Genomic DNA, 11011 nt, shown 5'->3' with positions numbered 1-11011 from the left:
GGGATGCGGCGGGAGAAGGCGCTCCAGACCCGGGTGCCCGAGTCGTAGGAGACGAACCAGCCGGGGTGTGCCTGCCGTAGTTCGGTGAGCTGTTCTTTGTGCTCCGGTGTTGTCATGCGGCTCTCCTGTGGGATCGGCGGGAGGGGTAGGGGTGGTGCGGCGCGGCGGCGGGCGCCTGGGAAGGTGCGCCGCCGCGCCTGTCCGGGGGAGGCGCCGATACCGGGCCGGACACGGGCGCCGGGGTGGGCTGGGCGTTCCTGGTCATTTCGGCCTCGTACATCTGTGCTTCCAGGCCTGTGGCCGTCTCGTGTTCGACGATCACCGGGTGGGGGCTCGGCCAGGCGGCCACGGCGTAGAAGCGGCGGTTGCCCAGGCTGTAGAGGACGGTCCAGTCCGGCCATTTCTGGTCCAGCTGTTCGGCCTCGGCGCGGGCCGGTCCGTCCCACACCCGCCGATGAACGACGCTGGGCGACTGCCCGTCGCGGTGGCGTCCCGGTTCGCGGGATGCGCGCAGCCCGATCACGAGGCGGCCTGTTCGGCGGCCTGTTCGGCGATCTTTTCCTGCCGGGCGATCTCGGCCTGGAGTTCGTCGAAGGTGTCGGCGTCCACCGCCGGTTCGGCTCCGGCGCGTCGCGCCTCCAGGGGGAAGGGCTTCTGGCGAAAGGCCCAGAAACGGTTTTGGTCGCTGAGGATCAGCCGCCAGCCCGGAATGGCCGGTGCGTTCGTCGAGGACGACTTACCATCGTGCACGGGTCGCACTCCTTTGCGATCAAGGACCTGTTCCGGCGCTGGTACCGCTGGGCAGGTCCGCCTCATGTCTGGGGGAAGAAGACTCTGGAACGTGCCAAGCGCCGGGCGCGCGGGCCGTGGGGCCGGTGCCGTACGTCTGTTCGCGCGGACACCACCGGGCGCGGGGCGTCGGCTGTCGCCGCGGCGGGGCGGTCTGGTGGCGGTGGGCCGAGGGCGCTGGTGCGGGAACGGGAGAGGGTGGCGTGTCGGCGTGGGCAGCGGCGGCCGTACGGCGGGTTCGGCCGGGGCGACAGTGGGCTCGGCCGCCGGGCCTTGGTCCGGCACACCGGCTGGGTCCGTGGCGGGAACGGGCGGGAGGTCCTGCTGGACGGACGGCGTGGGGCGGCGCTGCGCGGGAACCAGCGGGATGACCTCGACGGGCGCGACGTCGGCGGGCAGCTCGACGGCGGGCAGGCGCTGCGGACCGGACTGGCGCCGGGCCTCCAGCCGCATCTGCATCAGCGCGCCGGACGGCTGGATGTAGTCGTGATCGGTGGGCTGGCCGGGGCAGCCGTGCGCGTAGGGGGCGTGCCCGCATAAGGCACAGCCCATCGGCATGGGAGCGGCGTCGGCGAAGCAGCCGCAGCCGTCTCTGATCGTCGTGTCCCGGTCGAGGACCGGAGCACTAGGGTTGGTCATGGGTCGGGACCTACTTCCTGATCAAGGGCTCGTCATCGGTGTGCGATACCGGTGGCGGGTCCGTTTCCTTTTAAAGGGGCGAATTGAGTTCTGGAGCATGCCTAGGCATGCCTAGGCGTGTCCATACGTGCTTAGGCGTGCTTGGTATCGCCCAAGCATGATGCGACCAAATACCGTCGCGTTCGTGATCGAATTCGAGCCGGGCCGACCGAAGTGGGAGCAGATCGCCGAGGTCTACGAGCAGCGCATTCGCAGTGGCGAGTGGCCGCCTGGGCACAAGCTCCCGAGCATCGTGGCGATCATGGGAGAGTGCGGCGTAGGGAACAACACCGGTCGTCATGTTCTTCAGCACCTGCGGGATCTCGGGCTCGTGAAGCTCGTGCCGAGTCTGGGCACCTTCGTGCTGCCGCAGGGGTAAACCGCCGTTCGGGCGACCGATTCGTGCCCCTCTGTCATGGTGACCTCACTTACAGTGGTGGTATTGGGAACTCATCATGCGCGTGCCGACGGCACGCACGCAAGCCGTCAGCACAGAGAAATATCGCGCGGGACACGGCACACTGGTGGCCATGCCTATGAAGTCCCCCACTGTCAGGCACCGTCGCCTAGGCCGTGAGCTGCGCAGACTCCGAGAGGAGGCTGCTCTCAGCACCAATGAGGCGGCGCTTCGGCTCGGATGGTCACTCTCGAAGGTCCACCGCATCGAGGGGGGCCGAATCATGGTGAGCGACGCCGATCTCACTCATGCGCTCGAACTCTTCGGCGCCGACTCTGCCACTGCGGCAAGCCTGAGCCGACTTGCGAAGGATGCGGGTCGGCGCGGTTGGTGGACCGCCTACAGCGACGTGTGGCTTGGCAACTACGTCTCGTTGGAAGCTGACGCCACCGCAATCCGTACGTGGGAGACCTCCGTCATTCCTGGCCTCCTCCAAAGTGAGGCTTACGCCCGGGAAGTCATCCGGGCTCGGCACCCTGGTCTTGGGGAGGTCGAGTTGGAGCGGCGTGTAGATGCTCGCATGCAGCGAAAGACAACAATGATCGGGGACAGTGCCCCGACGCTGCACGTCCTGATTGACGAGGCGGCCGTGCGGCGCCCTGCTGGCACGCGGGAGGAGATGGACCGGCAGCTTCGCGACATCCTCCAGGTAGCGGAGTGGCCGCACATCACGGTGCAGGTTCTCCCATTCGGCGCAGGGGCACACGCCGGAATGGAGGGCGGCTTTTCCGTGCTGAGCTTCACCAAGGGAGATCCAGACGTCGGTTACGCAGAGTCCCCGGGCGGTGAAGTCTACGTCGAGGCTGCCGATCAGGTCCGGATGCTTATCCTGCTCTTCGAGCGCCTCGCTGGCGCTTGTCTGTCCCCTGAGAAATCCGCGGCGCTGATCGCTGCGGCGAGGAGTTGAGCGATGATCTCCCCCGATCTGTCCGAAGCGCGGTTCCGCAAGAGCAGCTACAGCGGAGGTAACGACAACTGCGTGGAAGTGGCGACGAACCTGCCCGGCCTGATTGCTGTCCGCGACAGCAAGAATCCCACTGGCCCCACGCTGACCTTCTCCCCGGCCGCCTGGAGCACCTTCCTGGAGGGCATCCGCGACGGGAACCTCTGAGGACGACGAGTCCACGGCAGGGGCGCCTGGGAGGTGTTCCGGTCGCGCGACTCGTTCGCCCCTCACCATGGGTGTCCGCTTCACGCAGTAACCCGCCGATTTTTTCGGCATCGGTGATGCTGCCTATATCGTCCGGCAAAAGACGGCCGGATCCCAGAAAACATGCGGTAGAGACCCCGCGTCCCGGAATGAGGCGCGGGGTTTCGGGCGCTTGCTCATTGGGGTGGGTGGTATCTGGTGCGATAGTGAGCGGCACGCTCCGCAGCCATGCGTTCCCGTCGCTCCTGAACCAGGATCTCGCGAGGACTCGGCACTCGCCGCTTCTCATGTCTGATCGCCAGGCGGATGGCCCAGTACAGCAAGAAGAACAACAGTATCGCTGGAACGCCTCATCCCACCAGCAGGAGCAGAACCTCGGTGAATCCGATCGCCATCTGATCCTCCGCATAGGGGTAACCAGCATGCCCGATCTTGTGGATTACGTCCACCACCATGACTTCACCTGGCCGTCGGAATGACCAGGCAGGCGGCCTGGCACCCGTGCTCAGAGCTCTCCGACTGCGACACTATTTCCGATGTCCACCGTTACGCATATAAAAAAGAACCTGATGTGTCAACGATGAAGCGAAGTCCAAGGTAGAAAAAGCGGTCTGACAGGCCTCATTGGCTTGGTGGTTGCCGGATGGCAAGGAAATATTGTCAATATCCGGCGATAGAGTGCGGCCGAGAGTTATCATGAGCGCGACATAGGGTGGTCATTCGATCCTGCGGGGTGAAGCGGTGACGGTTCCTCGTGTCCTGGGGCCTCACGAACCGGAACTCATCGATGACTACCGGATCTCGGCGCTGCTCGGCGAGGGCGGGCAGGGCGCGGTGTATCTCGGGGAGGCGCCCGGCGGGCCGCAGGTGGCGATCAAGGTGCTGCACGCGCGGCTGGCGGCCGATCCCACGGCCCAGCGGAGGTTCCTGCGCGAGGCGGAGGTCGCGGCGAGCGTCGCCGCCTTCTGTACGGCCAAGGTCATCGGCACCGGGATGGTGGGCGGGCGGCCGTACATCGTCAGCGAGTATGTCTCAGGACCTTCGCTCAGCGCGCTGGTCAAGACCGACGGGCCGCGGACCGGTAGTGGGCTGGAGCGGTTGGCGGTCGCCACGCTGACGGCGCTGGCCTCGATCCACCAGGCCGGGATCGTGCACCGGGACTTCAAGCCGGGCAATGTGATCCTCGGTCCGGAAGGGCCGGTTGTGATCGACTTTGGCATCGCCCATGTGGTCGACCACACGATAAGCAGCACTCAGCTGGCCGGCACCCCTGCCTACATGTCACCGGAGCAGCTCACGGACGAGCCGGTCACCGCGGCCTCCGACATGTTCTCCTGGGCCGGCACGATGATCTTCGCGGCCACTGGGCGGATGCCCTTTTCCGGACAGGCCGTCCCGGCGATCCTGCACGCCATCCTGTCCGACGAGCCCGATCTCTCGGGCGTGCCCGATCCGCTCCGCCCGCTGGTGGCCGCCTCCCTGGCGAAGGATCCGGCGGGCCGTCCGGCGGCCGGCCACCTGCTGCACGACCTCACCGGTGGCGACGTCGGCCTCACACGACCGGGACGGCGTTCGGCGGGGCGATCCGACGGCAGGCCCGACGGGCATTCCCCCGTCGATCCGTCCATGCCAGCCGATCCGGTCACCGAATCGGGGTTCCGGCCGGTCGAAGGGCAGGACGAGCCGGATCCCGGGCCGACCTCGCCGTCAGCCTCGGCCGCAGGCACCACGTCGCCCGGGAAACGTCGTCCCCGGGCGCTGGCGCTCACGGTGACGGCCGTGGTCGCGGCACTGGTCGTGACGTCCGGAGCGCTGCTCGCGCCGACCTGGTTCGGCGAACGAGGCACCGTGATACGGCTGCCAACCTCCTCCGGCATCGTGGACTTCCCGGACACCGACGTCGCCGACGGGTTCGCCGATGACACCTCCCGGCAGTACATCCCGTTCAAGCCGGAAAGCGGTGAGGTGTTGCCGACGATCCTCGTCGGCGGCGGTCAGTTCACCGGGTCCGGCTCGGTACCTTTCTTCGGCCTCTTCGGCCTGAATACCGGGAAGGGCGGCCTACCGCCCTCCGGCGAGGCCCTCAGCGTGCTGACGATCGGTACGTTCGCGGAATCCGACGAACAAGAAGACAGCGTCTTCGTGGGGTGGGTGAAGGACGAGAAGAACTACATGACCGCCTGGTACAACAACAGCCGCAAGCAGTCGGGGATCGACGTCCGGGTGAACGGCGAATTCACCAACACCCTCGGTGGGATGCGGCGGACCTTCGACCAGGGAGACCGCTTCGCGCTGCTGCTGTCCGGCACCAGGATCGTCTCCTACGCTGAAATCGGCGGGCAATGGAAGCTTCTGGACACCATCGACGTCGGTGATGTGCTCGCGACCCCGCAGCAACGACAGTGGTTCCGGTACGGCTTCGGCCTGCGCGGCTCCAGTGGCACGATCGGCGTCGCCGGACTAGAGGGCCGCAGCGTCCAGAACTAGGCCGTGTTCGGCACCGCGGTCGTTCTTGGACGTGCATGGCATCGGGAACGACTCGTCCACTTGCGATGCGGTGTCCGACCGGCGCGATCGCCCGCAACGCTTTACCGCCGGGATGCTCCGGTGGCCGTAGCAGATGGTCAGCCCGGGGGCCGCTCGGCGAACGTCGTCTTGGCGCAGTGTCATCGCGGCGGACGAATCGGTGCACCCGCACGTGGATGAACAGGTCCTGGCCGCCGACCGCGGTGTCGGACGGCTGCCACTCATAGTGGCTGTGCACCCGCTGCGACCGCGTTCCGCGGTCCGGGCCCGCGGTCTCCGCGGTGCCGGCCCTGGCGTCCCACTGTGAGCAGGGGTTTCCTTCGGGAGGTAATCAGGGGGTTGACGGCTGAAGGTGTCGAATGTGCAGTTGGCGTGATGACTCCAGCTCACGTCGCAATCGAAACGAAGGTCAAGATTATGGATGCAATATCTGTGTAAGAACTGCCGAATGCTGCGACGGTAAATCCGCTTCAGGCGGGCCGGGTGTGGTTTCCTTTCCGTGAATCCATCGGGTGGAGATGCGTAAGCCTGCTTTTGGCGTGCCAGTGACACCCGATCAGGGAATTTTGTCCGAAAAGGAAGGCCTCGCCTGTGTCCAGTAAATCATGGCGTTTTCTGCTCGCGGGTTTCGCGGCGAGTTCGGTGCTGGCGGCCACAGCCTTCTCCGTCTCGACGCCCGCACTCGCCTCTGAAACGGGAGACACGCGGCAGGCCGTCGTCACCGCCCTCGACTACAACAGCACGGACTGGACGTATCTTCAGGTCCCGCCCGCGATCGACGTGCCTCTGTTCTACGAGCGGGGCTTCGACGACAGCTCCTGGAGGACGGGCCAGGAGGGCTTCGGCACCGCAACCGGCTGTGCGTTCAACAACCCCGGTAACGTCAAGACGCCGTGGGCTGTGAACACCGACATTTTGGTGCGGCACTGGCTCCATATCCCGCGGGACGCACAGCAGGTCCGTATTCAGGGGACGGTGGACAATGATGCGCAGGTCTACCTGAACGGTCATCTCGTGCAAACGGCCAGGAGTGGCAACTGTAACACCGGTGCGATCGACGTCGTCGTTCCGGTCACCTATCTGGACTGCTGCAATCTGCTTGCCATTCGCGGACACGATTATGGCGGATCGACCTACCTGAACGTCCGGGTGACCTACGTTAAGCCCTGACTGCGCCGCCCCGGCAACTGCCGGTGTTTTCGCACATGCGGGGAATGCGGAAGCCCGCCACTCTTCGGAGCGGCGGGCTTCACCGCTCCCCGCTCCAAGATTGTCATGTCCGTAGAAAGTTCGGGCGACGTCTGCCACGCAGGCAGCCTGCTCCTGCCGCAGACCCTGCGCATGACCGGCCTGGAGCACGCCCTGTCACGGCAACCGGCACGATGGCGTCCGATCCGCGCGATCCACGACCCCGGGAAAACCGTCGCCGATCTCGCGCTCACCCCTGCTCCCGGCGGTGACTGCCTGGCCGACGTCGCGAGGACGGCGCGGGTGAGCCCGCGTCGGCGGGGCCGGCGCGGGCTCATCGTCGCTGGTCGAACGAGGTGTGTCAGTCCGTGTCGAGAGCGAGGGCGATATCGGTGATGGTCAGGGGGAACGGGGATTGGGTGACTTGGGTGGCGACGCCGGTGAGCAGGTCGACCGTGTTGAGTGTCGCGTCGCCGTTCGGGAGGACAAGGGTGGCGAAGGCCGAGTTCGAGACGGTCTTGCCGTTGCTCAGGTCGCTGAAGATGTCGAGACCCGCGTTGGTGCCGGCGGCTATACCGAGTGCACCGGTCGGGGCCAACAGGCCGTTGTTGGCCGGTGATTGGACGACGACCTGGTCGGTCGCCGTGTTGATGTCGAACAGTGTGGTCGCGGTGGCGCTGTTGAGGTCGTTGTTGGTGTAGGCGGCGGCGGTGACTCCGGCGATCGCCGGGGCGCCTGGGGCGGAGCTCAAGGAGTAGTCCGACACCGTTGTGCCGGTGCCGAGATTGTGCCGCAGGTTCTGGCCGGTGTCGCTGATCACGCGCAGCCGGTCGGCGGCGGGGTTGAAGTCGACGTCGAACGTCGTGCCGTTCAGCGCGACGCTGAGCTGGGAGACCTTCGTGACGACCACGTCGTCGGTGCTGTTCCTCGGGAGCGAGATCGTGTAGATGCCGCCCTGGTTGCCGACGGCATAGAACTTGCCGTCCTGTACGCGGAAGTCGATCCCGATCACGAAGGTGTCGTTGACCAGCCCGGCGATCCGGCTGACCCAGTTGAGTTCCTTGGGTTTGTCGGTGGTGAACGCGGCCATCAGCTTGCCGTCACTGGTGATCCCGTACGCCTGCAGCGAGGGGGCCGCGGTCGAGCTGGAGCTCGCCGTCGAACCGCTCCCCGCCGCCCCGGAAGCGATCGCCGCCGAACCGGTCCCCGCCGAACCGACAGTGATTGCCGCCGCGGCCGCCAGCGCGATCACCGCTGCGCCACCCCTCTTGATCCGTCCCTGCATCGATTCCTCCTCTGTCGAGTTGTGTCGGAAAGTTCAGCCGTCAGCCCTTGTCGTATGGATTCACCGACGCTGTCAGCGGCAACAGCTTTGCGTTGATATAGGGAAACTGTCGTCGTGACATGTGTGGAAATGCTCTGTCATGATCAAGATTGAATTGTCATTTCTTGCAACCGTGACGGTGCTGGAACTCGGCTTTGAGTAAGGCTCACGGCGACACCGATACCGGCTTTACGTATGTGCTTTATTTTTTTGTGATCTACTCGAAATGAGGCTCTATGCTGCGATAACAGCATAGAGTTACGGCCGGTGACCGGAATCGGTGATTATCTGGACCGTTCGCATGTCGAACGTCGCGCCGTGGCGGTTACCATGAGGACGTGCTCGGCTGGTTTGGACAAATCAGGTCGAAGGCGTGATGGATATTCGGCCGATGCGGTGCGCGCGCTGCCGCTCATGCAAAGGGGAAGATCGATCGGCGTGGGCGATTTTTTGCGTTTGTTGATGAAAAGATCCGACGCGAACGCGCGAGCCGAAGTGAGCGCGTATATGCGCGAGCTGCCCGAGTACCGCAGGGAGGCCGCCAATCCGCAGGCGTACGCGGAGACGCTGGACTACGCCGTCTGGTTTCGCCGACGCACGATCGAGTGCGTCAGTGAAGATCAACCAATCGGGGCGGGGGACCTGTCCTTCATCGGGAGCATCGGTCAACGGCGTGCGCGGTATGGGTTCTCCCTCCATACGGCACGGCGTGTGCTGACGCTGCACGCCAACCTGATGCTCCGCGAGTTCTACGACGCGGCCGAAGGTCAGGATGTGCAGGAACTGCTGCGCCTGCTGTCGTGGTTCGGCGCCCAGGGCGTGCCAGGCACCGCCGCCTATCTCCAGGCGTACCTGGACGAGGAGCAGCTGCGCCTTTCGGTGGCGACTCGGGTGCGCACGCTCACCCAGCTGCTGCTCAACGGCGACGCCACCGCCCCTGGCCTCGCGCGCAGCCTGGGTGTCGGCCTGCACGACCACTACCTGGTGGTCATCATCAGGATGCCGAGCCAGCTGCTCGGCCGTACCGAGACCACGCACGACGATCTCATCACGAGCGTGTTCAAAAACCACCTCGTGCCGCTGTGCTGGCAGCAACCGAACGAGTTGCTCGCCCTGATGCCGCACGACGGTTCCGTGTCCTTGTCCCCCATGTCGCTGTCTCCCATGGCGTCCGACGGCGACCGACTCATGAGCCTGGTCCGCGAGATCATGGAACGGGTGGGCCGGCCCTGCGCGGTGGGGACGGCCGCCGGCCCGGCGAACGCCCTGAACAAGACGGTGGAGCTGGCGCGACGCGTGGCCCACGTCGCACCGCTGGAAATCACACCGCGTACCCTCTCCGGAGTCGCCGACGTGTTCGTCGAACTCGGCGCCGCGCAACTCCCCGAGGTCGACCACTGGTTGCGTGAGATCGCCCGCCGTCTGGAAAGTGGCCCCGATCTGGTGGTGACATTGGACGCCTACTACCGCGCCGACATGAACCGGCTCGTCGCCGCGGCCACCCTGCACATCCATCCACGGACGCTGGACTACCGCCTGCAACGCGTATACAACCTGGTCAACGTCGACCCCGGCTCGGTGCGCGGTGTGCGGATCCTGAGCACCGCCGTCGCCCGAGTATTGGCCGGTGCCTGGCCCCAAGCCTAAGCACTGGTTCCGCCCGCCCCGGCATGCCGGATCCACCCGACTTTGGCTCCGCTGCTCCTGGCGTACCGCACGTCCCCCCCTGTGCCCCGCCCGTTCGGCCACTCGGCACCGGCCCCACTGCGGTCCCGGCCAACTGAGGGCCGATTCATGCCCTGGCCGAGGCCGGCGGGAGCCGAAGGCTCACCCGGTGAAGCCAGGCCCGCCGCGCACGCGCCGCACGAGGTCGTCGGCGGCCTCCGGCCATTGGGCGTGGTCGAAGGCGAAGCCTGTTTCGAGCAGACGGCCGGGGACGACCCGGCGACTTTTCACCAGGAGTTCGGTGTCCGAGCGCAGCGCGAACGCGCCGAGCTCGGCCATCCACTTCGTTGCGGGCAGGCCCACCGGAACACCCCACGCAGCGCGTAGCACGCGCATGAACGCGCGCTGCGGTAAAGGAGCGGGAGCGGCGAGGTTCACCGGCCCGTCGAGGTCGTCCCTGTCGGCCAGAAACTCGACGGCGCGGACAAAATCGTGGTCGTGGATCCAGGACACGTATTGTGCGCCACCCGCGACCGGGCCGCCAAGGCCGAGCCGCGCCAGCCGTAGCAAGACGTCGAAGACGCCGCCGTGATCGGGACTCATCAGCATGGCGGAGCGCATGCTGACCTTGCGCGTGTGTGGGGTTTCGGCTCGCGCCTGCGCCCGCTCCCACGCTTTTGCGATCTCGACGCTGTAGGCCCAGTAGCCCGGGACTCCGGGTTCGGTGCCACCGAGCATGCCGGTCGCCTCGTCGTTGGGCGCGTCGAAGCGGTGGGCGTAGACAGTGGCGGTGCTCATCTGCAGCCAGACGCGGGGAGGTCGTACGGCGGCTGCGATCGCCTTACCCACAACCCGGGCCGAGCGCACGCGCGAATCCATCATGGCCCGTAGATTGGCCGCGGTGTAGCGACAGTTGACGCTGCGTCCGGCCAGGTTGACCACGATGTCGCTGCCGTCGATCTCCTCCGCCCATGGCCCCAGGGTCTCACCGTCCCAGCGGACTTCACGGTTGCGCGCCGGCCGTCTGGTCAGGACCACGACCTCATGGCCCGCGGTGATCAGCGCGCGATTCAGGATCGTGCCTACCTGACCGGTTCCCCCGGGTATCACTATTTTCATCAGGCTCCCCTTAGGGCGTGAGACATGCCTAATGCAGCGAGCTGAACGCGTTCAAAAGGGAGGATATCCGGCCGCTGACGCGGGCCGGGCCGTGGCCACACCGCTCGCCCGCCGT

General features: G+C 66.1%; 12 protein-coding genes. 8 read left to right on the top strand and 4 right to left on the bottom strand.

Translation table 11 applies throughout. The features are described 5' to 3' along the window. Positions 1 to 112: 112 nt before the first annotated feature. On the bottom strand, positions 113 to 523 hold the full coding sequence (locus AB0395_RS42195; protein WP_366292044.1) for a hypothetical protein: 411 nt from the start codon (positions 521 to 523) through the stop codon (positions 113 to 115). Further along, entirely contained in the window at positions 520 to 750 is a 231-nt protein-coding gene (locus tag AB0395_RS42190) for a hypothetical protein (RefSeq protein ID WP_366292042.1), read from the bottom strand. Before AB0395_RS42190 ends, AB0395_RS42195 begins: the two co-directional genes overlap by 4 nt. Before the next feature lie 237 nt (positions 751 to 987). Here AB0395_RS42190 and AB0395_RS42185 point away from each other — a divergent pair, with 237 nt between their 5' ends. The 7 genes from AB0395_RS42185 to AB0395_RS42155 all read left to right on the top strand — a co-directional run bounded on the left by AB0395_RS42185 (position 988) and on the right by AB0395_RS42155 (position 6770). Beyond that, positions 988 to 1329 (top strand): hypothetical protein, encoded by a 342-nt coding sequence (locus AB0395_RS42185; protein ID WP_366292040.1) that lies wholly within the window; start codon positions 988 to 990, stop codon positions 1327 to 1329. A gap of 283 nt (positions 1330 to 1612) precedes the next feature. Further along, positions 1613 to 1846, top strand: a complete 234-nt coding sequence (locus AB0395_RS42180; protein WP_366292038.1) for a winged helix-turn-helix domain-containing protein — start codon at positions 1613 to 1615, stop codon at positions 1844 to 1846. 151 nt (positions 1847 to 1997) lie between these two features. Next, on the top strand, positions 1998 to 2831 hold the full coding sequence (locus tag AB0395_RS42175) for a DUF5753 domain-containing protein (protein WP_366292036.1): 834 nt from the start codon (positions 1998 to 2000) through the stop codon (positions 2829 to 2831). 3 nt (positions 2832 to 2834) lie between these two features. Further along, positions 2835 to 3035, top strand: a complete 201-nt coding sequence (locus tag AB0395_RS42170) for a DUF397 domain-containing protein (protein ID WP_366292034.1) — start codon at positions 2835 to 2837, stop codon at positions 3033 to 3035. A 245-nt stretch (positions 3036 to 3280) separates the two neighbouring features. Beyond that, positions 3281 to 3553 (top strand): hypothetical protein, encoded by a 273-nt coding sequence (locus tag AB0395_RS42165; protein ID WP_366292032.1) that lies wholly within the window; start codon positions 3281 to 3283, stop codon positions 3551 to 3553. A 262-nt stretch (positions 3554 to 3815) separates the two neighbouring features. Beyond that, positions 3816 to 5561: a serine/threonine-protein kinase gene (locus tag AB0395_RS42160; RefSeq protein WP_366292030.1), complete on the top strand. Its 1746-nt coding sequence runs from the start codon at positions 3816 to 3818 to the stop codon at positions 5559 to 5561. Between the two features lie 630 nt (positions 5562 to 6191). Beyond that, on the top strand, positions 6192 to 6770 hold the full coding sequence (locus AB0395_RS42155) for a hypothetical protein (RefSeq protein WP_366292028.1): 579 nt from the start codon (positions 6192 to 6194) through the stop codon (positions 6768 to 6770). A gap of 379 nt (positions 6771 to 7149) precedes the next feature. Here the strand turns inward: AB0395_RS42155 and AB0395_RS42150 are convergent, their stop codons facing one another. After that, positions 7150 to 8073 (bottom strand): DUF4394 domain-containing protein, encoded by a 924-nt coding sequence (locus AB0395_RS42150; RefSeq protein WP_366292025.1) that lies wholly within the window; start codon positions 8071 to 8073, stop codon positions 7150 to 7152. A gap of 306 nt (positions 8074 to 8379) precedes the next feature. Between AB0395_RS42150 and AB0395_RS42145 the strand changes: the two genes are divergently transcribed. Next, complete coding sequence (locus tag AB0395_RS42145; RefSeq protein WP_366292023.1) at positions 8380 to 9759, top strand: helix-turn-helix domain-containing protein; 1380 nt, start codon at positions 8380 to 8382, stop codon at positions 9757 to 9759. 180 nt (positions 9760 to 9939) lie between these two features. Here the strand turns inward: AB0395_RS42145 and AB0395_RS42140 are convergent, their stop codons facing one another. Beyond that, on the bottom strand, positions 9940 to 10896 hold the full coding sequence (locus tag AB0395_RS42140) for a DUF1731 domain-containing protein (protein ID WP_366292021.1): 957 nt from the start codon (positions 10894 to 10896) through the stop codon (positions 9940 to 9942). Between the last annotated feature and the right edge of the window lie 115 nt (positions 10897 to 11011).

The sequence above is a fragment of the Streptosporangium sp. NPDC051023 genome, assembly GCF_040689595.1.
Taxonomy (GTDB): Bacteria; Actinomycetota; Actinomycetes; order Streptosporangiales; family Streptosporangiaceae; genus Streptosporangium.
The sequence above is the reverse complement of the archived record's forward strand: the minus strand, read 5'-3'. Positions and strand labels throughout refer to the sequence as shown.

Coding starts and splice junctions, on each gene's coding strand:
- AB0395_RS42170 (WP_366292034.1), top strand. CDS start 2,835: ATGATCTCCCCCGATCTGTCCGAAGCGCGGTTCCGCAAGAGCAGCTAC.
- AB0395_RS42140 (WP_366292021.1), bottom strand. CDS start 10,896: ATGAAAATAGTGATACCCGGGGGAACCGGTCAGGTAGGCACGATCCTG.
- AB0395_RS42150 (WP_366292025.1), bottom strand. CDS start 8,073: ATGCAGGGACGGATCAAGAGGGGTGGCGCAGCGGTGATCGCGCTGGCG.
- AB0395_RS42175 (WP_366292036.1), top strand. CDS start 1,998: ATGCCTATGAAGTCCCCCACTGTCAGGCACCGTCGCCTAGGCCGTGAG.